Raw genomic sequence first — 20,731 nt, 5'->3', positions numbered from 1 at the left:
CGAAGACGTCGGTCTGGCCACCGTTGTTGTTGGAGAAGTAGCCCGTCGGATCCCCTGCGAGGTCGCCGCCCCAGTCCTGGGTCTGCCAGTTGCCACCGCCCAGGCTCGGGTTCCAGAACCAGTGCTCGAGATGCCCCAGGGAGTTCCGGCCGAAGTAGTCGGACTGCGCAGGAGCTGTCTCGGTCGCGGACGAACCCTCCCGCGGGGTGATGAAGGCGGTGACTCCGGCGGAGGAGGGCGAGGAGCCGCCGCTGTTGGAGGCCGTCGCCGTGATGACGTGGGTTCCGCCCGAGACGAACGTCGTGTCCCAGGAGTAGGCGAAGCCCGGCGCCGCGGTGGAGGTTCCGATCGGCGTCCCGTCCATCGAGTACGTGACCGAGGTCGCGGTCCCGCCGAGGACCGATGCGGTCAGCGGGACGTTCCCGTTCAGCGTGCCGGCCGGGACGGTCACGGTCGGTGCGGCGGGTGCGTTGTTGACCGTGAAGGTGACCGGTCCGTAGCTGTGGGGCTGGCCGTCGATCTCGTTGGCGGTGGGGGTGACGGTGTACGTTCCGTTGGCCAGGCCGGTGGAGTTCCAGGCGTAGGAGTAGCCGGTCAGGTTGGGGCTGACGGGGCCGCCGCCGGCGCGGAAGGTCTGGTCGTATCCCGGGCCGGTGACGTGGTAGTCCAGGGTGTTGATGTAGCCGTTGGCGGTGACGGTGGAGGTCAGGTTGATCGTGCCTGACGTTCCGTTCACGTTGGCGGTGACGTTGAAGCCGGCCGGGACGGCCGGGCCGCTGGTGGCTCCGGAGGCGACGTAGCCGAGGACCCACATCTCGGCGCTCGTGCCGGTGAAGAGGTGGTTGTTCGGGTTCCAGGCGGCGCCGTTGCCCTCGTCGGTCTGGACGCTGCTGGTCGACCACCAGGGGCTTCCGCCGCCGCCTTCATCGCCGCCGATGTCGGAGAGCAGGCCGTTGCTGTAGTTGGTGACGATGGCGATGTGCGAGCCCTGGGTGGGGTACTGGTTGTCGCCGAAGATGACGGCGTCGCCGGGCTGCGGGGTGTAGCCGCTGCCGAGGGGGTGGTAGGCGGAGGTGCTCAGCCAGCTGGGGACGGAGGCCGGGTTGGACGCCGGGACCGACAGACCGGCTTGCTGCCACACCCAGGAGACGAAGTCTCCGCACCAGAACTCGCCGGTCCCGCCGTTGGCGGAGCAGCTGCTGCCGAAGCCGGTACCGCCGGCGCTGTTGGTGTCGCAGTAGTGCTTGCCGAGGTTGGCGTTGGCGATGCCCACGAGCTGGCTGCCGGTGGCGGCGGACGCGGGGCCGGTGCCGGTGGCGACCAGGCCGGCGGCGGCACTGATCGTGGCGACCGTGAGGCCGGCGAGGCCGCGAAGCTTGCGGCGCTTACCGAGGACGGACATGGGGGTCCCCCGTTTTGGTGTCGATCGGGAAGTCGTTGAGGTGGCTGACGGTGCAGTGGCAGCCCGGTGGGGCCGCGGGCGTCAGGAGGTCTCGGTCTGGGCGAGGGTGCCGTTGAGGGTCAGCCAGCCGGACCAGGGGCCGGCGGCGGGCTTGGTCTGGTAGTTCTGGTAGAGCCAGCCCGTGGTGCCCGTCGCGGCGACGAGCATCTTGCCCTGGGAGTCCAGGGCCAGCGCCGGGTCCGTGGTGAAGTAGCCGCCCAGGGAGTTCCAGCCGGACCAGGCACCGGCCGGGGTCAGCTGGTAGTCCTGCCAGATGCCGCCGTCCTTGCCCCGGGCGACGGCGATCAGCTTGCCGGCCGAGTCCCGGGCCAGCGCCGGGTCACCGGCGATCGAGCCGCCCATCGAGGCCAGGCCGGACCAGCCGCCGGAGGGGGTGAGCTGGTAGTCCTGCCACACGGCGCCGGAGGTGTCGCGGACGAAGATGACGAGCTTTCCGACGGAGTCCTTGGCGATGGCGGGCCGGCCGGTGAGGTTGGTGCCGCCCAGGATGAGCCAGCCGGACCACGGGCCGGCGCCGGGCTTGGTCTGGTAGTTCTGGTAGACCAGACCGGTGGTGCCGGTGGCGGTGATCAGCAGCTTGCCCTGGGAGTCGGTGGTCATCGCCGGGTCGGTGGTGAAGTAGCCGCCCAGGGAGGACCAGCCGGACCACGGGCCGGCGGCGGGGTTGGTCTGGTAGTCCTGCCAGATGCCGCCGTCCTTGCCGCGAGCGACGATCACGAGCTTGCCGTTCGCGTCCAGGCTCATGGCCGGGTCGCCGGCGATCGAGCCCCCCAGGGAGGACCAGCCGGACCAGGCGCCGGCGGGGGTCAACTGGTAGTCCTGCCAGATCGCGCCGTCCTTGCCCCGGGCGACGGCCACCAGCTTGCCCTGCGAGTCCTTGGCGAGTGCGGGCTTTCCGGCCAGGTTGTCGGCGCCCAGGCTGTTGCCCCAGCCGGACCAGGCGCCGGAGGGGGTGAGCTGGTAGTCCTGCTGCAGCGAGCCGTCGGTGCCCAGGCCGACCGCGACGAGCTTGCCCTGCGAGTCCTGGGACAGTGCGGGGGCGGTCGGCGCGGACGGGGTCGGAGCGGGGGTGGGGGTGGGGCTGGGAGCGGCGAGGTTGTCGTACTGGAGGGCTTCGAAGTTGCTGATCGCGAAGCCTTCGAGGGTGCTGGAGTAGATGCTGTCGGTGCTCTGGTTGGTGGGCTGGCCCTCGGTGTGTTCGGCGTCGTAGGCGAAGTCGCCGGAGGAGTCGGTCCAGTGGTCGAAGAGGACGACGTGGTCGGCCGTGTAGTCGAGGGCGTCACCGGGGTTGATGTTGGTGTCGCCGGAGATGTTGGAGGCGGTGACGGTGGCGACCTGCGGGAGGGTGGAGGTGACCATCGAGTTGGGAAGGCCCCAGGCCATGGAGACGAAACCGGAGCAGTCGGTGCGGTAGGGGCCGCCGGTCGCCGCGTCCTGCCAGCCCTGGTTCTGGCTGTAGGAGATGCCCTGACCCACCCAGTCCTGCGCCCGGGCGATGATCTGGTCCCGGGTGATCCCCGATCCGGGGCCGCCGGAGGGGCCGATCGAACCCGTGCCGTTCGAGGTGTCGAAACCGGACGTCACGGTGTCGGCGTGGGCGATCCCGCCGGTCAGACCGGCGCCCAGGACAGCGGCGAGCAGCAGGGCCGGGATGCGGCGGGCGGTGCGGCGGAGCGGGGACATGCGGGTCTCCTGAAGGGATGTCGTGGGGGGCCAGGGCGGGCTGCGGGTCCGTCAGCTGTGCTGGGCGGTGAAGGTGATTCCGCTGGGCAGGGCGTTGACCGTGTGCCAGCCCGACCAGGGGGCGCCGCCCGGAACCGTCTGGTAGTCCTCGTACACGTTCCCGTTGGACCCGATCACGTAGAGGGCGCTGTGACCGTGGGCGTCCACGGTGCCGGCCACCTCGCCGGTGAACGAGACGCCGGACGGCAGGGCGTTGACCGTGTGCCAGCCCGACCAGGGGCCACCGCCCTGGACCGTCTGGTAGTTCTCGTACACGTTCCCGTCCGAGCCGCGCACGTACAGCACGGCCTTCTTGCCGGCATCCAGGAACAGGTCCGGTCCACCGCCGAAGGTGATCCCGCCCGGCAGAGCGTCGAGCACGTGCCAACCCGACCAGGGGGCACCGCCCGGCACCGTCTGGTAGTTCTCGTACACGTTCCCGTTCGAACCCGTGACGTACAGGATCGTCTTGCCGTTCGCGTCCGTCCCGCCCGCGATCCGCGAGGTGAACGTCACGCCGGACGGCAGGCCCGTCAGCGCGTGCCAGCCCGACCAGGGCCCTCCGCCGGGGACCGTCTGGTAGTTCTCGTACACGTTCCCGTTGGAACCGACCGCGTAGAGCACCGTCTTGTTGTTCACGTCGCGGAACGCCACCGGACCGGCCGCGAGCGCCACGCCCGCGGACCCCGTCGTCTCGTGCCAGCCCGACCAGGGGGCGCCGCCCGGGACCGTCTGGTAGTTCTCGTACACGTTCCCGTTCGAGCCCGTCGCGTACAGGGCCAGTCGCCCGCCCGCGTCCAGCGTCCCCGCCACCGCGCCACTGAACCGGACACCGCTGGGCAGGCCGGACAGGGCGTGCCAGCCGGACCACGGACCCGCGCCGGGAGCGGTCTGGTAGTTCTCGTAGACGTTGCCGTCCGACGCGGGCGCGTACAGCGCCGCCTTGCCGCTCACGTCCAGCAGCCCCTGCGGCGCGGCCGTGAAGGTGACCCCCGACGGGAGCGGGCTCTGGGCGCCCCAGCCCGACCAGGGGGAGCCACCCGGCACGGTCTGGTAGTCCTGGAAGGCGTTGCCGTTCGAGCCCAGCTGGAACTGCAGCGTCTTGCCGTTCTGGTCGAGGAACGTCTGGCCGGCGCTTCCCCGTCCGAACACCTCCACCGACACGCTGCTCGAGGCCACCGCGCTGCCGGAGCCGTTCGAGGCCGTCGTCGTCGCCGTCACCGTGTGCCGTCCCGGCGACACCGACCCCGGGTTCCACCCGACCGACGGGTTCGAGCCGCCCTGCGCGGCGCCGACGTTCACCCCGTCCACCGAGAACTGCGTGCTCAGCGCCGCACCGCCCGTGCTGTCCGACGCCGAGGCCGACAGGGTCGTGCTCCCGGTCACCGCGGCACCGTTGCCCGGACCCGTCACGCTCACCGACGGCGTGGCCGGGGCGGGGATCGAGGCGGTCAGGTTGTTGTACTGGAGGGCTTCGAAGTTGCTGATCGCGAAGCCTTCGAGGGTGCTGGAGTAGATGCTGTCGGTGCTCTGGTTGGTGGGCTGGCCCTCGGTGTGCTCGGCGTCGTAGGCGAAGTCGCCGGAGGAGTCGGTCCAGTGGTCGAACAGGACGACGTGGTCGGCCGTGTAGTCGAGGGCGTCACCGGGGTTGATGTTGGTGTCGCCGGAGATGTTGGAGGCGGTGACGGTGGCGACCTGCGGGAGGGTGGAGGTGACCATCGAGCTGGGCAGGCCCCAGGCCATCGAGACGAAGCCGGAGCAGTCGGTGCGGTAGGGGCCGCCGGTCGCCGCGTCCTGCCAGCCCTGGTTCTGGCTGTAGGAGATGCCCTGACCCACCCAATCCTGCGCACGGGCGATGATCTGGTCCCGGGTGATCCCCGATCCGGGGCCGCCGGAGGGGCCGATCGAACCCGTGCCACTCGAGGTGTCGAAACCCGAGGTCACGGTATCGGCGTGGGCGATCCCACCGGTCAGACCGGCGCCCAGGACAGCGGCGAGCAGCAGAGCCGGGATGCGACGGGCGGTGCGGTTGGCGGCCATGGTGGTGGGGTGCCTTTCTCGGGTTCGTGGTGGGTGGTGGGTGGGGCTCAGGCTCAGTGCGCGGTCAGCTCGGCGGCGAGCTGGGTGAGGGTCTGCGGGTCGGCGGCGGTGTCGTAGGGCGTGGCGTTGCCGGGCAGTTCGGTGAACTGCAGGACGACGAGCGTGTTGCCGCCGACGGCGAGGTAGAGGTGGTTGGTCTGCGGGCCCTGGGCGGAGAGGCCCCTCACGCCGGTCCAGGTGCGCTGCCAGGCGGTGGCGCCGGGCCGGGTCGAGGTCTGGGTGACGGTGGCGTCGGGGGTGGTGCGGTTCGCGGTCTGCAGGGCCCGGGTGGTCGCCTGACAGGTACTCATGCCGGTCACCGCGCCCTGGTAGGCGGCCTGGGCCGCGGCCGGGTCGGCGAAGGTGAAGGTGTCCTGGACGGCGGGGTTGTTGCCGCCGGTGCCGCCGGCGTAGGCCTGCTGGCTCCAGGCGGTGGCGCCGTGGACCTTCGCGCACTCGTTCTCGGTGATGTCGTGGCCGGCGACCGGGCGGGTGGCGGGGTGGCCGGTGGGCGTCCACTGTTCGGCGGCGGGGGCGGGGAGTTGGGCGGCGGGGAGGGGGAAGGGGTGGGGCGGGGCGGTTGGTGAGGGGGTCGGTGAGGGGGGCTGCGAAGCGGTCGGCGAGGGGGTGGTGGATCGGGCGGGGGTGGGGGTGGCAGGTGCCGGCTGCGTGGGCGCCGGGGGCTGCGTGGGTGGGGCGGTCTGTGTTGGGAAGGTCGAGGGCGGGGCCATCGCGACCAGGTGTCCCGGCGTTGCCGTGCGGGCGGCGGCCGGGGCCGTGGGGGCCAGCGTGAACGCGGTCAGGCCCACGGCCGCGACCGCCGTGACGGCCGCCGCCGACCAGACCACGCGCCGGGCCGGCCGGGGCGTGGGCTTCTTGGGCAGCTGGTTCATCGGTGGTCTTCCCCTCTGGTGCGCATGGGTCGCCGGCATGACGGCGGGTCGGATTCGTGGCGTGGGCGTCCGCGGGCGGGCATGCGGGAGCGGATCGGCTGGGACGGGGACGGGCATCGGCGACGGCGCGGCGGTCAGTGGCGCGGGCGGTCAGCGGCGCGGGTAGAGATGGTCACGCGCCGAGTGCCGGTGTCGGTCAGCGGGTGGTGCGCTTCGTCGGTTCGGTGAGGCGGTCGTGCGGCAGGTAGCGCCGGCCCAGGACGGGTGAGGCCTGCTGGCTGCGGGCGAGCAGCTCGTCGACGCGGTGCAGGGCGGTGGCGGTCGGCGTGCCGGGGGTGTCCTCGGTGTGGGTGAGGAGGTAGAGGAGCAGGTCGATCCGCTCGGCTTCGGAGCGCCCGGAGGCGTGTTGGAGGCCGTCGTCGGAGGTGCTGTGCGCCCACAGGGCGCCGATGACCTCGGCCACCTCGCCGGGCGGGACCGGCTCGTCCGGCCGCCTGCGGAACAGGCTGACGTAGACGATGTCCATGCCCGCGGTCAGCTCCCCCACTGCAGGTCGGCCGGGGTCACGATGGCGTCGCCGGTGGCGGTGGTGATGGAGGCAGCGGTGGGAGCAGTCTGGGCGGCGGCAGTCGTGGCGGCGGTGGCGGGTGCGGTGAACGCCGGGAGGAGGGCGAGGGGACCCAGTGCGAGGGCGGCGACCGCGGCGGCCTGGGCGATGCGGGTGCGGATCATGGCGTTGGGTCCTCTGCTGACGTGGTGACGGGTGGGTGGTCCGTGGCCGTCGGCGCCCCGCGGTTGGCGTCTGGTCCGGCCTGCCGTCAGTTCGTTTCCCTGCCGGCGAGCACTAGCTTCGCCGCTGGGCGGGGCCGTCGGAAGGCTTCGCCGCTGTCCCCAATCGGACAGTCCGACTCCAGACATGCCGCATGTACATGACAAAAGGATGGATGTCGGCTTCACCGGCGCGGACGGGCGCGGAATGGTTGATCGATGGCGGTAAGCGACAACCGGGAAAGGCCGAGACGTACACCCTGACCTGCGACAAAGGCCGCGAATCGAGTCTTGTACGAGTTGTGTGCCTGCTGCGACGATACAGCGGGCACCGCCACCACCGAGCGTGGCGAGACCATCACGGGGGAAGCGACACCATGCTGGAAACACTGGGCCTCACCACGTCCGCAGTCGCCGTCTACCAGGCGATGCTGGACCATCCCGGGTACGACATCGAACGCCTCGCCACGCACTGCGGGCTGACCGCGGCCCAGGTCCACGACGGTCTCGAGGAACTCAGCAGGCTGACCCTCGTGCGCGCCTCCAACGACCACCCCGGGCTGATGCGCGCCGTCAGCCCGGAAGTCGGCCTCGCCGACATCCTGGCCCGCCAGGAGGCCGACCTGGCCGCTCGTCAGGCCCAGCTCGCCGCCTCCCGAGCCGCCGTGACCAGGATGGTCGCCGAGCGGGCCGACCACCGCGCCACCCACGGCGAGCGGCTGCTCGGCATGGACGCCATCCAGAGCCGGCTCGAACGGATGGGGCACGACGCGCGCACCGAGATCCTTGGTGTCCACCCCGGCGCCCGCCAGCGCCCCGAGGACCTCGCCGCCGCCCGCACCGCCGACCTGCCCGCCCTGCAGCGCGGCGTCACGATCAGAACCATCCTGCAGGACGCCACCCGCAACGACCCGCACACCACCGACCACGCCAACTGGCTGCTCGGCCACGGCGGCGAAGTGCGCACCGCACCCGTGCTACCCCAACGGCTCGTCATCGTCGACCGGGGGCAGGCGCTGGTCCCGATCGACCCCGCCGAGGGGCGCAAGGGCGCGCTGTTCGTCACCGAGCCCGGCATCCTGAATGCTCTGCTCGACCTCTTCCACCAGGCCTGGGACACCGCTGTGCCGCTCGGCGCGACCCGCCCCGACGACCCCGACACCGGGCTCAGCGACACCGAGCGCGAACTCCTCCGCCTGCTCGGCACCGGGCTCACCGACGATGCCGCGGGGCAACGGCTCGGCATCTCCAGCCGCACCGTGGGGCGCCACATGGCCTCCATCATGGAACGCCTCCAGGCGACCAGCCGCTTCGAGGCCGGGATCAAGGCCGCTCAGCGGGGGTGGCTCTGACGCGGCACGGGCCGACGGCTGCGGGGAGCTGAGTGTTTCCGGGAGGGTGGACCCAGGAGGTGGGTGGTGCGGCGGCCCCGCGTGGGCAGTCGGGTGGGGGCGAGGATCGGAGCGTGCGGCGGCCGTCGGACAGGCTGGTACACCGCTGGTGTACCAGCGGTGTACGCTCGTGGTATGGCTGATGCGACGATCAAGGTCTCCCCTGAGACGCGTGACCGGCTGGCCGCTCTGGCGGCCGCCCGCGGCACCACGATCGGCGCCCAGGTGGCCCTGCTGGTGGAGCAGCAGCCCACCGCAGAGCAGATCGCCGAGCGGGTCGCCGAGGGCCGCCGGCTGCTGCGGGAGCACTTCGGCATGACTCTCGCCGACGAGGACCTGGACCAGGGCCCGGACCTGCTGCAGCGGGTCTACGACATCGCCGCCACCGACGCGCGCGCCAAGCTCGCGCCGAGGCGCAGCGCGTGATCATTCTGGATTCCAGCGCCCTGTCCGCGCTGGCCGCGGGCCACCAGCGTCTGCATCGGATCGTGGACGCTGCGCTGCACAGTCCGTTCCAGCATCTGCTGGTTCCGGTGCTGTGCCTGGTCGAGGCCGAGGTCAAGGACGAGGGCGCGGCGCACGCGGTCCTGGCGCTGCCGGCGCTCGAGTTCGAGCCGCTGGACGCGAGCACCGCGGTGGTGGTGGCGACCATGGTCCGCGACGGGTACGGCGGCCAGGAGCTCGCTCACGCCATCGCCGCGAGCCTGCCCACTCCGGCGCGGCCGCTGCAGCATCTGATCCTGACGGCTCGTCCGGAGCTGTACCCGCCCGGGATCGCCACCGTCGACATCGACGACCCTCGCCTGGAGCCGTAGGCGCCGGAGACGGTGGGCGTGAGGGGACGAGCTGGGCCCTGGGGAGGGCAGGTCTCGGCGGGCGTGGTCGGATCCGGGCCCAGGACGGTAGCGAGTGGGTGAGGCAGCCGAAGCGCACGTGGTCCGGGGCGCAGTGCGGCTGCGCCGGCATCGGTGGGAGGGGCAGGCGGGCAGCCGCCGGAGGACCTGGCGAGGGCTCAGGGAGCGGGGAGTGCCGGGTCGGCCGGCGGGTCGCGGTGGGTGAGGGCCAAAGCGATGAGGTGGGCGCGGGTGGTGGCGGCGGCCTTGGTGCGCATGTTGCGGATGTGGGTCTCCACGGTGTGGGGGCTCAGGGCGAGGCGGTGGGCGATGGTGCGGGAGGTCAGGCCGTCGGCCAGGTGGGCGAGGATCTGGCGCTCGCGGTCGCTGAAGTCGGTGTTCAGTTCAGCCACCCCATGAGCTGTCGCAGGTGCCGTCGATGCCCTTGGGGGCGCCGCCGCCGCTGCACAGGCCGTTGGAGGGCGGGGCCAGGTCGTTGAACGGCGGGGCGACGACGGTGATCGGGGGCAGGTGGAGGACGGGGCCGGTCGGGGCGGTGGCGGCGGAGGCTGCGGGCACGGCCAGGGCGAGCAGGGCCACGGCGCCGGTGGCGATGCTGAGCAGGCGCTTCATCAGGGGTTTCCGTTCGTTGTCGGATCGGGCAGCCGGCGGTCGCCGGCTGCCGTGATCAGTCTTCCGGCCGCCCGACCTGGGCTGAAGCCGCCGGCCAGCTCATCAAGTGGCCTGTCATCAAAGGGAAGCGGGGACAGAAAGGGATGGAGGGGGCAGAACGGGAGGAAAGGCGCGGGTCAGTTGCAGAAGATGGTGTGTCCCCCGGACGAGCACGTGATCGGCTTCTGGCGCTGGTGCTCGGTGTGGGTCTCCCACTCCAGGCGCGGGATGGCTTCGATGGCCGCCTGGATCGCCTCGACGAACGCGGTGAGGAAGTCGCGACCGGCCGCGTCCCGGGCCGCACGCAGCGCGTCGCTGACGGCGCCGCCGGAGGCGCTGTCGCTCTGGTAGATGGCGATGTCGCCCAGCGCGCTGGGCTCCACCCAGGCGCCGTTGTCGCCGTAGGTGCCCGAGGACCAGCAGGCGTGGCCGTCGGCGGCGTAGACGACGAAGTTGCCGTCCTGCTGCATCACGGCCCGCACGCCGCAGCCCACGGTGTTCGAGGCCCAGACGGCCGTCTCGCCCGTGTCCTGCTCGGTGTAGTAGTCGACGAGGTTGCCGTCGGCCTGCATCGTCAGCCGGGTGGACTGCAGACCCGAGGTGGACCGCAGGGTGTCCCCCGCGCACATGGTGTCGTCGTGCCAGATCCACGCGTCGGAGGACATCCGGGTCTGGCAGCCCGGCGAGTCGGCGTGCGCGGCCGGGACGGGCAGGGCGAGCGAGGCCAGGGCGACGGCACCGGCGGCGAGGCTGATCAGACGCTTCATCAGGGGTTTTCCGTTCGTGTCGGGGGTTTGCCGGGCGACTCCCGGCTGCGCTGATCAGTCTTCCGGCGGTCTACCCTGGCCTGAAGTTGCTGGGCGGCTCATCAAGTGGCCTGTCAGCAAGGAGAGCCGGGGGCGGACATGAACGAAAGCGGACAGACCGGTCGGGACTGGCCGGGCGAGCAGGCGCAGCAGGAGGCCGATCTGCGGGTCTACGCCTGGTTCGCCGCCCGGCGGCCGGCCGATCCGTACGACGCGGTGGCCGCCGCCCGCGACACCGCGCTGGACCCGTCGGCCCTGGCCGCCAGCGTGGAGCGGCTACGCCAGGCCGGTCTGCTGGCCCCCTCGCCCGCGCCCGCGGCCACGGCGCTCCCCGACGGCCTGCTGCACCCCAACGCTCCGCTGCACGCCGTCTCGCCGCAGGCCGCGCTGTCGCGCCGCACCGCTCCGCTGGAGGCCGAGATCCGCGAGCGCCGCCAGCGCGTGGACCACCTGCACCAGGCCTTCGACCGGTTCGCCCCGCTCTACCAGCCGCCCACGCCGACCAGCAGCGACTTCGAGGTGATCACCTCCCTCCCCGAGGTCCGCGCGCTGCTCAACCACCTCGCCGACCGCTGTACCAGCGACATGGTCACCTGCCAGCCCGGCGGCGGCGCCCGGGTGCCCGAGGCGATGGCCGAGGCGCTGGGCCGCGACCGCGACCTGCTGGAACGCGGTGTGCGCATCCGCACCCTGTACCACCACACCGCCCGCTTCAACGGCCCCAGCCAGGCCTACGTGGCCGCCGCCTCGCAGCTCGGCGCCGAGTACCGCACCGCGCACGAGCTCCCCCAGCGGCTGATCATCATGGACCGCACCACCGCCCTCATCCCCACCGAAGGCGACGCCGACGGCGCCGTGGTCATCCGCGAACCCTCGACCGTCGCCTACCTGCACACCGTCTTCGAGCTCGCCTGGAGCAACGCCAGCCCCTACCAGGACGCCACCGGCCGCGCCATGGAAGCCGTCGCCCGCGAGCTGCACCGCACCATCCTGCGGCTGCTCGCCGACGGCCTGAAGGACGAGGCCATCGCCCGCCGGCTCGGCATGTCGCTGCGCACCGCCCGCCGGCACATCGCCGACATCCTCGAGCAACTCGGTGTCGACAGCCGCTTCCAGGCCGGCGTCGCGGCCACCCGCGCCGGACTGCTCGACACCGCGACCGGGTGACCGGGCCAGGCCGGTGCCAGGTGCCGAGCCGGGCCAGTGCCAGGTCCCGCGCGAGGCCGGTACCAGGTCGCGGGTACCAGAAAACAGCGATACCGCCGGCTGCGGCGATGCGCCATGCTGAACCCGGTGGGCTGCCACGAGAGCTCGTGACCTGACGCCCCGACAGCCCGACCCGACCAGGGAGCGCGCCATGAACTGGGAACGCCTCGCCACCCACCCGCCGCTGGACGCCTACCTCCAGGAGGTGGCCCTCTTCCTCGAGGCCCACCTCGACCACTCCCCCGGCCTGCTCTGGCCCGAGCAGGAACCCGAGCTGCCCCGGACCCGGGACGGCGTGCCCGACGCCATCCTCGCGCTGCACGTCGTCGAGGGCCTGACCCAGGCGCTGGAGCGACCGGTCGAGGCGCTCGGCACCACCGTGCCCGCCGGTCCGGCCGCCACCCACCTGCTCGTGCTGCAGACCGCCGGCGCCGGCCAGTGGACGCTGTCCCCGGCGCGGACCGACGACGACCGGCCGCCGCTGACGATGCGACTGTTGGAGGGCGAGGCGCTTTACGTACCGCCCGGCTACACCGCGACCGCCACCCACACCGAGGCCGCGCGGCAGGTGGTCCTCGGGATCGGCGAGAGCACGCCGAAGGGCGCCCTGGCCGGGGCCGCCTGAACGCGGCTCCGGCTTCGGAGGCCGGGAGCTTCGGAGGCACCTACGTCGGCCCCGCAGTGGGCGGCCCCGCGGGCAGGAGCAGCCGAAGGCCCGAACCGCCGGGCGGTCCGGGCTCGGACGTTCGCCGCGCCCGCTCTCAGCCGGCCGTCGCCACCGGCCCCGGTGCGGACGGCAGCTCCCTGAGGCGGCTGACCGGGGAGAGCGCCAGGCCGACGATCACGGCGGCGGAGCCGGCGGCGACCACGGTCAGGGCGCCTCGGGCGCCGAGTTGACCGGTGAGCAGGCCGGCGCAGAGGCCGCCCAGGGCGCCGCCGCCGAACAGCAGGGTGCGAAAGGCCGCGGTCATCCGTCCCATCATCGACTGTGGCGTCACGGCCTGGCGGAGGCTGACGATGACGACCCCGGCCACCCCGAGGCCCAGGTACGTGGTGAAGAAGGAGAGGACGAACAGCCCGATCATCACCGGTCGCGGCCCGGTGGCGGCGGGCAGCAGGGACGGACCGAGCAGCAGGGCGGACTGGGCGACCACCACTTCCCGGCCGAGCCGCCCGCCGCCCACCTGCGCCTCGGCTTCGCCGCCGCGGCCGAACCCGCCGAACTGGCCGAGGCCCGGGCCGGTGGGCGACTGAAACCGCCGCCCGAGATGACCGGGAGCGCGGGCGCCGTACTGACCGGGCAGGGCATCACAGGTCGAGCATCAGCCGCAGGTAGGTGCGGATCTCCTCGCGTTCCTTGTCGGTGACGGTGCCCAGCGGGCGGCCGGTCAGGCGCTGTTCGGAGATGGTGCGGACGTCGTCGGTGCGGGCCCAGCTGGGACGGTTGAGGCCGGACTGGGCGGAGACGACGGGGACGTGGTGGGGCAGGCCACGGTCGGCGGTGGTGAGGGGGACCACGATGGCCATGGCGGTCGGGAAGGAGGCGAACAGGGGGCTGGAGACGACCACGACGGGACGCCGGCCGGCCTGCTCGGAGCCGATGACCGGGGAGAGGTCCGCCATCCAGACCTGCCAGGGGGCGCACCTGCGGCTCATGCCTCACCCCCCAGGCCGTCGCCGGCCGTGGCGTCCCACTCGGTCAGCTCGTCCTCGTAGTCGGCCCATGCCTTCGGGTCGGCCTGCAGGCGGGCGTAGGCGGCCAGGATCTGCGTCTTGCGGTGCTCGGTGAGCAGGTGCTGCAGAGCGGCGTTCAACGTGACCCCGCCGAGGTCGTCGGCCGCCAGGCGCGCGAGTTCGTCGCGCACCTCGGCCTGCACCTTTATCGTCGTCATCGTCATACCAGCCAGGCTACCACGACGTATACCGATTGGCATACCTAAGGGTATGGCCTGGTCATGGCAGGGCGGCGACCTTGCGGACGGCTGCGGCGATGGTCGGGAAGTCCTTCTTGAGGATCGCGCCGTGGTTGCTCGCGACCTTGGTGCTGGTGATCTTCGGGTTGCGGGCGGTCACTGTGGCGAGGCTGGTGCGGATCCGTTCCTGCTCGTCGCCGCGGCTGCCGAAGGAGGACCCCGAGGCGACCACGAACCGCACCGGGACGGTGATCCCGTCCAGCACCGGGCCCAGCTCGCGCTCGCGGGAGAGCCGGCCGAGCTCGATGTTGCTGTCGGCCTGCTGCGCGGCGGTCATCCGCGGGGCCAGGCCGGTCGGGCGCAGCAGCGGGGTGACCCAGCCCATTCGCCGGAACAGCGTGCGGATGCGCTGCTCCATCGCCGCGTCCAGCCAGTCGTAGGGGTAGGCGCCGTCGACCAGGACCGCGCCGAGGGTGCGGTCGGGGTTGCGGTGGGCCCAGTGCGCGGCGACGAGTGCTCCGTAGGACCAGCCCACCACCACGGCGCGGTGCACGCCCCGCGCGGCGAGGACGGCGTCGACGTCGCGGACGGCGGCCTCGAAGGAGTAGTCCGCGGAGCGCTTCGACTTCCGGCCGCGGGCCCGTTCGTCGTAGGTGAGGTGGCGCCAGCCGGGGCCCAGTTCGGTGATGACGTGGCGCCAGTAGCCCTGGGTGGCGAACTGGCCGTTGAGGTAGACCACCGGGATGCCGGGGCCGCCGGTGTCGGTGACGGCCAGGGCCGTGTCGTCGACCGGCACCAGGCCGGTCCAGGGGGTGCTGGTCGAGAGGGCGCTGGTCGAGGGCGTGGTGTTCGGTGCCATGGGGTCCCCCTGGTCGGGTGCGGTGTCGGGTAGGGCGTTGGGGTGCGGCGTCGGGGTGGACGAGGTCGGGCGGGTGGATCAGAGGCTGCGGGCGGTGATGTGGCCGTGGCCGGTGGTGGCGCGGATGTCGAGTTCCGCGGTGCCGTCGTTCTTGAGGGCGTTGCTGACCCGGCCGTGACCGGTGCCGGCGTCCAGCGAGGCCGAGACTCCGGCGGCCGCGCCGACCGAGATGTCGCCCATCTGGGTGCGGAGCACGACCGCACCGCGCGCGGCCTCGGCGACCTTGATGCTGCCCCGGGCGGTGCTGATCTGCGCGGGGCCGCCGAGCCGGCCGACCTCGACGTCGCCGTCGACCGCGGTGAGGCGGACGCCGGCGGCCTCGTCGATCTTGATCTGCCGGTACGCGCCCTCGAAGACGACCTCGCCGAGGCGGCCGACGCCGCGCAGCTCGCAGGCGGCGGTGTGGGCCTCGAGGTGCGAGCCGGTCGGCAGCTGGACGGTGACCTCCACCGCCCCGGTCGGACCGAAGTACTGGTTCTTCGGCTCGGCGGAGCGGATCCGCAGGACGCCGTCGGTGAACTCGACCGCGATCTGCTCGGCCGCCTTCACGTCCCGCCCCTTGGCGGGGTTGGCGGGCCGGACCTCGACGGTGGTGTCGGCGCGGTCGGCGGCGATCGCCTGGATGCGGCCTGCGGCGATGTCCAGGACGGCGGAGACCGGGGCGGGGGTGGCGAACTTCTGCATCGTTCTCTCCTGTGCGTTCGGCTGTGCGCTCGTCGTTTCTGACATCGAGAACGCTACGTTGCGTTCATGGGCGTGGCAATGGCCTTGTTGCGTGCGATCAGGATCAGTGCAGGTCAGAGCATGCATTTCGTTGCAGCGAGTGTAAATCTAACGCAATGTAGGATCAGTATTCGTTGCACTGAGGTGAGAGTGAACGCTATGCTGGCGGCGTCAGGGACGCACGCAGGCAAAGGAGATCCCGGTGTCGGGAGGCAGACTCACCCAGCAGGAACGCCAGCAGATCGCGCTGGGACTGGCCGACGACCTCGCCTACGCGGAGATCGCCCGCCGCCTGGACCGCCCCACCTCGACGATCACGCGCGAGGTGGACCGCAACGGCGGCCCCACCGCCTACCGCGCCGACCTGGCCCACCACGCCACCGAACGCCGCGCCCGCCGGCGCAAGCCGGCCACACCCCGGGGCGCGGGAGCGCAGGGCCCCGGGCGCGACGAGGCGGTGCGCGAGTACGAGGAGACGTTCACCGCGCTGATGATGAGTCAGGGCCTGCCCAGGATGACCGCCCGGGTGCTGACCTGCCTGCTCATCGCCGACGTGGGCAGCCTGAGCGCCGCCGAGCTGGTCCGCCGCCTCCAGGTCAGCCCGGCCTCCGTCTCCAAGGCGGTCGGGTTCCTCGAGGAGCAGGGCCTGGTCCGCCGGGAGCGCGACGAACGCCGCCGCGAGCGCTACTTCGTCGACGAGGACGTCTGGTACCAGTCGACGATCGCCAGCGCCCGCGGCATCGCCCAGCTCGCCGACACCGCCCGGCAGGGTGTCGCCGTCCTCGGCCGCGAGGCCCCCGCCGCCGCCCGCCTGGAGAACATCGCCCGCTTCAGCGACTTCATCAGCGAGAGCATCCTGCGCGCCGCCGAGCAGGTCCGCGACGTGCTGCACACCAAGCCCGAGGCGGGCGCCGAGGTGAGGTGACGTCGAGGTCAGGTGACGTCGAAGCCGGCGGGCCGGGACCTCGGCGGGCCTACTGGCGGCGCGGTGCGCGCAGACCGTGCAGCAGTTGCTCGACGTGGCCCGCGGCCCGGGCGGGTTCGAGTGGCTGGTGGCCGACCAGGAGGCGGTACCAGAAGAGGCCGAAGAGCTGGTCGGTGGCGGCGTCCAGGTCGGCGGTGGCCGGGAGTTCGCCGCGCTGCACGCCGCGGTCGAGCAGGACGCGCACGACGGCCCGCCTGCTCTCCACCCACTCCCGGAAGGGCTCGGCGAAGCCGGGGTCGAGCTGAGCCTCCGCCATCAGACCGCGCAGGGTCTGGACCCGCAGTGGGTGTGCGCTGACGCCGTACAGGGCGGTGGCGAAGGCGGTCAGGTCGCCGGCGAGCGAGCCGGTGTCGGGTTCGGGCATCCGCTGCTCGATGGCCGTGCGGTAGGCGTCCATGACCAGGAGCGCCTTCGACTTCCACCAGCGGTAGATGGTGCTCTTGGCGACGTCGGCGCGGGCCGCGATGCGTTCGATGGTGACGGCCTGGTAGCCGAGTTCCTCGACGAGCTCGATCGCGGCGGCGAGGACGGCGTCGTGGGCGTCCTCGCTGCGGATCCGGCCGCCGGTGCGGCGGGTTGGGGATGGTCCGGTGGGCACCTGGACACGCTAGCAGCGTGCTACCTTTAATCGAAACGCGACGGATCGTTTTGATTTAGGGGAGTGGATCGATCATGAGCGAGATCGTGGTGTCGCACGGCTACGGCGCGAGCGACGACAGCGTCTGGTTCCCGTACCTGACCGAACGCCTCGCGGCGGCCGGGCACCGGGTCACCGTGCCCCGCCTGCCGCAGACCGCGGCCCCGCGGCTGGAGCCCTGGCGCAGGACCTTCGGCGAGGCCGCGGTGGCCGCCGGGCCGGCCGAGTCCACGGTGCTGGTCGGGCACAGCATCGGCGGCGTCAACGTGCTGCGCTTCCTGGAGCAGCACGACCCGGAGACCCACGGCGTGTTCGCGGGCGTCCTGCTGGTGGCGACCTCGGCGCACGAGGTCGGCTACGACGCACTCGCCGAGTTCTTCGAGGGCGGCTTCGACTGGGCCCGGATCCGCCGCTCGGCCCGGCACTTCCGGGTCCTCCAGGCCATGGACGACCCGGTCAACCAGCCCGACCCGACCGAACACGTCCGGCTGCTCGTCGACGGCCTGGCCGCGACCGCCGTGGTGACACCGACCGGCGCCCACTTCGGAGCCACCCCGGACGACCACGTCGAGGTCCCCGAAGCCGTCCGGCTCGTCACCGAGCTGCTCGCTTCCTGACCGACGAGCCGGGTCCGGCTCGGTCACGTCCTGGGACGTCCGATCAGGCGTCAGGCCGGCGGGGATGCGTCATCCGACCGCTCGGACTGATCCTCCCGGGCACCACAGGGTCTGCACCAGGACTTCGCCCGACAGCGTGTGGGACGTCAGCCGAGGAGACCCGGATCACCGCCGGAGCCGGGGCGGAGGGTCGCTCGAGCGCCGCCTGGGCCGGAGGTCCGGCAACCCGGACGAACCGCGACGGGCCGGACGTGTACGACCACCGCGCGAGGTGACCTCCCCGCCGGGGTCGAGTTCCGCTCCAGTGCTCCGTACAACGGTCGGCATGGGCTGCTCCACGGTTCGACCCCGGACCACCGGACGGCCTCGCCGCAGTCGCCCCGCCCCCGTCGGGCGGCTGGTACGGCGCAAGCCCCCCATGGCGCGATCCCCGGCGCGCCGAACGGAATGGAGTGTGGTCAGGCATGTCACTGGATCGGCGCAGGGTACTCGCGTTGGGCGCAGGAGCGGCGGCGGTGTTCACCGCGATGGACGGCGTCGCGTTCGCCGACGACGGCTCCGCGCCGGAGCCCGCGGGGCGCCTGTCCGCCCGTGACGTGCCGAGCGACGCGGAGCTGGCGTGTTCGCTGCCCGGCGGCTTCCGCAGCGACTACGCCGACGTCAACGGCACCCGCCTGCACTACGTCGCGGGCGGCAGGGGCGAGCCGCTGGTGCTGCTGCCCGGTTGGCCCGAGACCTGGTGGGCGGACCGCAAGATCCTGCCCATCCTCGCGCAGCGCTACCGCGTCATCGCGGTGGACGCCCGCGGCCAGGGCGGCTCGGCGCGGCCCGAGGGCGGCTACGACAAGAAGACCATGGCCCGTGACGTCTACGAGCTGGTCCGCGGTCTCGGCTACCGCTCGGTGAACATCGCCGGTCACGACATCGGGGCGATGGTCGCCTACAGCTTCGCCGCCAACCACCCCGACGCCACCCGCGCGCTGGCAATGCTGGACGTGGTCCACCCCGACGACTCCCTGTACCAGCTGCCCATGCTGCTGCCCCCGAACGCCGGCTTCAACATGTGGTGGTTCGCCTTCAACCAGGTGGTGGGCCTGCCGCAGGACGTGATGGCCGGCCGGTTCTGGCGCGTCATCGAGTGGCTGTACGACAACTCGCTCTACGACCAGAGCCACGTCACCGAGCTCGACCGGGCCGTCTACTCCCGTGCCTACGACAACCGCGACGGCATCCGCGCCAGCTGCGGCTGGTACCAGGCCCTCAACCAGGACATCGCGGACATGCGGACGTACGACAAGGTGAGCGCCCCGGTGATCGGGCTGGCGTGCCCCTCCGAGTTCGACCGTGTGCAGAGCACCCTGCAGAACGTGACCACCGACCTGCGCGGCATGGTGCAGGTGTCCAAGTCGATGCACTGGCTCGCCGAGGACGACCCCGAGCTGGTCTCCCGGACGCTGACGAACTTCTTCGGCTGACGAACTCCTTCGGGTGACCACCCGGAACCGGACACAGAGAGAAAGGTGAAGGGCCATGCCGCCGACGGCGCAGAGCAGAGCCCGGACCGGTGCGGACGCGAGCCGCCTCCCCTCGCTCACCGGCATGCGGATCATCGCCGCAGTGATGGTGTTCGCGTTCCACGCGAACTACCAGTTCCCGTTCACCGACAAACACGCGGCGAGCACCTTCAACCGCATCTTCGCGCTGGGCGGCTCGACCGGTGTCGGGTTCTTCTTCATCCTCAGCGGATTCGTGCTGACCTGGTCGGCGCGGTCGACCGACACCACCGTCCGCTTCTGGCGGCGCCGGGTGGTCAAGATCTTCCCCAACCACCTGATCACCTTCCTGGCAGCGGCGCTGATCTTCATCAACGCCGGTACCGCGCTCGGCGGCTGGAAGGCGGTGCCGAGCTTCTTCCTGCTGCAGGCCTGGTTCCCGCAGCCGGACATCGCCTCGGCGATGAACCCGGTCGCCTGGTCGCTCTCCGCCGAGCTGCTGTTCTACCTGTCCTTCCCGTTCCTGGTGCGCGCCGTCAACCGGGTCAAGCCGCAGCACCTGTGGCTGTGGGCGGCGGGCGTCGTCGGTGTCATCTTCACGATCCCGCTGATCGCCTCGACCTTCCCCGACGGCGCGCACGTCGTGTGGGGCCCGGTCACCAAGTGGCAGGGCTGGCTGGTCTACATGTCCCCGCCGGTGCGCATGCTGGAGTTCATCTTCGGCATCTTCCTGGCGCGGATCGTGCAGACCGGCCGCTGGATCAAGCTCCCGCTGCTGCCGGCGGCCGTGATCGCGGTGGCGACGTACTACTTCGCCTGGAACGCCAGCTGGATGTACAACCACGTCGCCGTCATGGTGATCCCGCTCGGCCTGCTCATCGCCGCCGGCGCCCAGGCCGACATCGACGGCACGTTCTCACCGCTGCGCAACCGCCCCATGGTCTGGCTGGGCAACGTCTCCTTCGCCTTCTACCTCTGGCACGCCCTGGTCCTGACCGAGCTGTCCCGGCACACCCATGACCTGACGACACGCCACGGCATCGGCGGCGGGCTGGCCTACCTCGGCATCGGCTTCGCCATCACCCTGGTGCTGTCCGGGGCCATGTACACCTTCGTGGAGGAGCCGGCGATGCGTCGCTGGAGCCGTCCCAAGTCGGCCAGGACCGCGGCCGCCCCGTCGCGGATCGTGGCCCGCTCGGTTCCCGCCGAGGCCGAGGCCGCGGCCGACGCCTCTGCCGAGTCCGAGCCGGTCGCCGGCCTGGTCGCGGCCGAGCCCGGCCCCGAGCAGGACGTGCGCACCCGGCCCTGACCCGGGCCGGTGCGCAGGGGCCGACCGGCCCCGACCGTACGACACCAAGCGGGGGGGGGGGGGGGGGGGGGGGGGGGGGGGGGGGGGGGGGGGGGGGGGGGGGGGGGGGGGGGGGGTTTTTTTTTTTTTGGAGGGGTTTCGCTGTGTTGGCCGGGCTGGTCTCCAGCTCCTAACCGCGAGTGATCCGCCAGCCTCGGCCTCCCGAGGTGCCGGGATTGCAGACGGAGTCTCGCTCACTCAGTGCTCAATCTTGCCCAGGCTGGAGTGCAGTGGCGTGACCTGGGCTTGCTACAACCTCCACCT

The 20,731-nt window shown here is 72.1% G+C and carries 24 protein-coding genes; 9 read left to right on the top strand and 15 right to left on the bottom strand.

All coding sequences use genetic code 11. From position 1 onward, the window contains the following. The 6 genes from ACQRUO_RS19160 to ACQRUO_RS19135 form a co-directional block, all read right to left on the bottom strand. On the bottom strand, positions 1 to 1,402 hold a 1,402-nt coding region (locus tag ACQRUO_RS19160), incomplete at its 3' end, for a CHAP domain-containing protein (protein ID WP_428317184.1). Between the two features lie 81 nt (positions 1,403 to 1,483). Further along, a complete protein-coding gene (locus ACQRUO_RS19155; RefSeq protein WP_428317183.1) occupies positions 1,484 to 3,145 on the bottom strand; it encodes a hypothetical protein in 1,662 nt (553 codons plus the stop codon). A gap of 51 nt (positions 3,146 to 3,196) precedes the next feature. Beyond that, positions 3,197 to 5,224, bottom strand: a complete 2,028-nt coding sequence (locus ACQRUO_RS19150) for an Ig-like domain-containing protein (protein ID WP_428317182.1) — start codon at positions 5,222 to 5,224, stop codon at positions 3,197 to 3,199. A gap of 53 nt (positions 5,225 to 5,277) precedes the next feature. Next, positions 5,278 to 6,156 (bottom strand): hypothetical protein, encoded by an 879-nt coding sequence (locus ACQRUO_RS19145; RefSeq protein WP_428317181.1) that lies wholly within the window; start codon positions 6,154 to 6,156, stop codon positions 5,278 to 5,280. A 196-nt stretch (positions 6,157 to 6,352) separates the two neighbouring features. After that, positions 6,353 to 6,682 (bottom strand): hypothetical protein, encoded by a 330-nt coding sequence (locus ACQRUO_RS19140; protein WP_428317180.1) that lies wholly within the window; start codon positions 6,680 to 6,682, stop codon positions 6,353 to 6,355. A gap of 8 nt (positions 6,683 to 6,690) precedes the next feature. Beyond that, positions 6,691 to 6,888 carry a hypothetical protein gene (locus ACQRUO_RS19135; protein WP_428317179.1) on the bottom strand — a complete coding sequence of 66 codons (198 nt, stop codon included), beginning with the start codon at positions 6,886 to 6,888 and terminating at the stop codon, positions 6,691 to 6,693. Positions 6,889 to 7,301: 413 nt separating this feature from the next. On the opposite strand from ACQRUO_RS19135, the gene ACQRUO_RS19130 reads away from it, so the two are divergent. The 3 genes from ACQRUO_RS19130 to ACQRUO_RS19120 all read left to right on the top strand — a co-directional run bounded on the left by ACQRUO_RS19130 (position 7,302) and on the right by ACQRUO_RS19120 (position 9,130). Further along, the gene (locus tag ACQRUO_RS19130; RefSeq protein WP_428317178.1) at positions 7,302 to 8,276 is read left to right on the top strand and encodes a LuxR C-terminal-related transcriptional regulator; all 975 of its coding nucleotides are present in this window, start codon (positions 7,302 to 7,304) and stop codon (positions 8,274 to 8,276) included. A gap of 174 nt (positions 8,277 to 8,450) precedes the next feature. Beyond that, positions 8,451 to 8,741 carry a hypothetical protein gene (locus ACQRUO_RS19125; protein ID WP_428317177.1) on the top strand — a complete coding sequence of 97 codons (291 nt, stop codon included), beginning with the start codon at positions 8,451 to 8,453 and terminating at the stop codon, positions 8,739 to 8,741. After that, positions 8,738 to 9,130 carry a hypothetical protein gene (locus tag ACQRUO_RS19120; protein ID WP_428317176.1) on the top strand — a complete coding sequence of 131 codons (393 nt, stop codon included), beginning with the start codon at positions 8,738 to 8,740 and terminating at the stop codon, positions 9,128 to 9,130. The genes ACQRUO_RS19125 and ACQRUO_RS19120 overlap by 4 nt, the downstream gene beginning before the upstream one ends. Before the next feature lie 197 nt (positions 9,131 to 9,327). On the opposite strand, the gene ACQRUO_RS19115 is transcribed toward ACQRUO_RS19120, so the two are convergent. From ACQRUO_RS19115 to ACQRUO_RS19105, 3 genes are all read right to left on the bottom strand, one after another. Beyond that, complete coding sequence (locus ACQRUO_RS19115) at positions 9,328 to 9,561, bottom strand: response regulator transcription factor (protein ID WP_428317175.1); 234 nt, start codon at positions 9,559 to 9,561, stop codon at positions 9,328 to 9,330. Further along, a complete protein-coding gene (locus ACQRUO_RS19110; protein ID WP_428317174.1) occupies positions 9,554 to 9,781 on the bottom strand; it encodes a hypothetical protein in 228 nt (75 codons plus the stop codon). The genes ACQRUO_RS19115 and ACQRUO_RS19110 overlap by 8 nt, the downstream gene beginning before the upstream one ends. Positions 9,782 to 9,957: 176 nt before the next feature. Further along, complete coding sequence (locus ACQRUO_RS19105) at positions 9,958 to 10,587, bottom strand: hypothetical protein (RefSeq protein ID WP_428317173.1); 630 nt, start codon at positions 10,585 to 10,587, stop codon at positions 9,958 to 9,960. 138 nt (positions 10,588 to 10,725) lie between these two features. Between ACQRUO_RS19105 and ACQRUO_RS19100 the strand changes: the two genes are divergently transcribed. Further along, complete coding sequence (locus tag ACQRUO_RS19100) at positions 10,726 to 11,793, top strand: LuxR C-terminal-related transcriptional regulator (RefSeq protein ID WP_428317172.1); 1,068 nt, start codon at positions 10,726 to 10,728, stop codon at positions 11,791 to 11,793. 190 nt (positions 11,794 to 11,983) lie between these two features. After that, positions 11,984 to 12,457, top strand: coding sequence for a hypothetical protein (locus ACQRUO_RS19095; RefSeq protein ID WP_428317171.1), 474 nt, complete (start codon positions 11,984 to 11,986; stop codon positions 12,455 to 12,457). Positions 12,458 to 12,593: 136 nt separating this feature from the next. Here the strand turns inward: ACQRUO_RS19095 and ACQRUO_RS19090 are convergent, their stop codons facing one another. The 5 genes from ACQRUO_RS19090 to ACQRUO_RS19070 form a co-directional block, all read right to left on the bottom strand. After that, positions 12,594 to 12,986 (bottom strand): hypothetical protein, encoded by a 393-nt coding sequence (locus ACQRUO_RS19090; protein WP_428317170.1) that lies wholly within the window; start codon positions 12,984 to 12,986, stop codon positions 12,594 to 12,596. A gap of 154 nt (positions 12,987 to 13,140) precedes the next feature. After that, positions 13,141 to 13,488 (bottom strand): type II toxin-antitoxin system PemK/MazF family toxin, encoded by a 348-nt coding sequence (locus ACQRUO_RS19085; protein WP_428317169.1) that lies wholly within the window; start codon positions 13,486 to 13,488, stop codon positions 13,141 to 13,143. Beyond that, on the bottom strand, positions 13,485 to 13,730 hold the full coding sequence (locus tag ACQRUO_RS19080) for a hypothetical protein (RefSeq protein WP_428317168.1): 246 nt from the start codon (positions 13,728 to 13,730) through the stop codon (positions 13,485 to 13,487). Before ACQRUO_RS19080 ends, ACQRUO_RS19085 begins: the two co-directional genes overlap by 4 nt. A 55-nt stretch (positions 13,731 to 13,785) precedes the next feature. Then, the gene (locus ACQRUO_RS19075) at positions 13,786 to 14,604 is read right to left on the bottom strand and encodes an alpha/beta fold hydrolase (RefSeq protein WP_428317167.1); all 819 of its coding nucleotides are present in this window, start codon (positions 14,602 to 14,604) and stop codon (positions 13,786 to 13,788) included. A 78-nt stretch (positions 14,605 to 14,682) separates the two neighbouring features. Then, positions 14,683 to 15,348, bottom strand: a complete 666-nt coding sequence (locus ACQRUO_RS19070) for a hypothetical protein (RefSeq protein ID WP_428317166.1) — start codon at positions 15,346 to 15,348, stop codon at positions 14,683 to 14,685. A 241-nt stretch (positions 15,349 to 15,589) separates the two neighbouring features. Between ACQRUO_RS19070 and ACQRUO_RS19065 the strand changes: the two genes are divergently transcribed. Then, entirely contained in the window at positions 15,590 to 16,312 is a 723-nt protein-coding gene (locus ACQRUO_RS19065; protein ID WP_428317165.1) for a helix-turn-helix domain-containing protein, read from the top strand. Between the two features lie 49 nt (positions 16,313 to 16,361). Here the strand turns inward: ACQRUO_RS19065 and ACQRUO_RS19060 are convergent, their stop codons facing one another. Further along, positions 16,362 to 16,970 carry a TetR/AcrR family transcriptional regulator gene (locus ACQRUO_RS19060; RefSeq protein WP_428317164.1) on the bottom strand — a complete coding sequence of 203 codons (609 nt, stop codon included), beginning with the start codon at positions 16,968 to 16,970 and terminating at the stop codon, positions 16,362 to 16,364. A gap of 74 nt (positions 16,971 to 17,044) precedes the next feature. On the opposite strand from ACQRUO_RS19060, the gene ACQRUO_RS19055 reads away from it, so the two are divergent. The 3 genes from ACQRUO_RS19055 to ACQRUO_RS19045 all read left to right on the top strand — a co-directional run bounded on the left by ACQRUO_RS19055 (position 17,045) and on the right by ACQRUO_RS19045 (position 20,428). Then, positions 17,045 to 17,626 carry an alpha/beta fold hydrolase gene (locus ACQRUO_RS19055; RefSeq protein ID WP_428317163.1) on the top strand — a complete coding sequence of 194 codons (582 nt, stop codon included), beginning with the start codon at positions 17,045 to 17,047 and terminating at the stop codon, positions 17,624 to 17,626. A 464-nt stretch (positions 17,627 to 18,090) separates the two neighbouring features. Then, on the top strand, positions 18,091 to 19,101 hold the full coding sequence (locus ACQRUO_RS19050) for an alpha/beta fold hydrolase (RefSeq protein ID WP_428317162.1): 1,011 nt from the start codon (positions 18,091 to 18,093) through the stop codon (positions 19,099 to 19,101). A gap of 55 nt (positions 19,102 to 19,156) precedes the next feature. After that, on the top strand, positions 19,157 to 20,428 hold the full coding sequence (locus ACQRUO_RS19045) for an acyltransferase family protein (protein ID WP_428317161.1): 1,272 nt from the start codon (positions 19,157 to 19,159) through the stop codon (positions 20,426 to 20,428). Positions 20,429 to 20,731 lie beyond the last annotated feature (303 nt).

Origin of the sequence: Kitasatospora sp. LaBMicrA B282, from assembly GCF_050325825.1 — a bacterium.
Lineage (GTDB): Bacteria > Actinomycetota > Actinomycetes > Streptomycetales > Streptomycetaceae > Kitasatospora.
Note: the sequence above shows the minus strand (reverse complement) of the source record. Positions and strands in the feature narration are given on the sequence as shown.